General features: G+C 43.8%; 1 pseudogene. It reads right to left on the bottom strand.

The features are described from left to right. Positions 1–612 (bottom strand): annotated as a pseudogene (locus ACS8FD_RS22205) (lytic transglycosylase domain-containing protein); the annotation flags it as partial.

Below are 612 nucleotides of genomic sequence, written 5' to 3' on the forward strand. Positions count from 1 at the left end.
ACTGAAACGGATAGCAGCCATCGCATAATCTTCAGCTTCTTCAAAGTTAAAATCATCGTCTAAGCTGTTGCGAAACCAGTCGATAGCCTCAGCGCTAAAACCATCATCAGTGGTGTGGTTCATACGCTCTACCCCTAGAATACGGTAAGCGTAGCGACGTGTATCATCATTCAATAATTTGGCTGAACGCTGATTGTCTTGTTTGATATCAAAATCTAACTGCAGAGCAGCTTCACGGTATGACTTTTCAGCGAGTCGTCCTATAGCATATAGATATAAATACTGGTTGGTTTGGTTATTAGGCTGCATGCTAAAGCGACCAAAATAAGCACTTGGATTAAGCTGAATCTCGCTTAACGTAGAATAAGGAATCGGCGTACCAAGACGTGATGATAATGCCATAATATCGCCTGTCTTGCCTTTACGTAACATACGTTTGAGACGAGCGGCGCGGTCTTGATTACTAATAAGCGTATTATTATTAAGCTCAGTGGCAAGCTGATCACACAGTGCAGGCTGCTTAAGCGTGTTCAACCAAACATCTGACTTTTCTGCCAGCGCACGCATCGTATCACCGCCACTATTAAATCCAAGAGCAACAGCACAGCGCTC

It is taken from the genome of Psychrobacter sp. 1U2, from assembly GCF_051847575.1.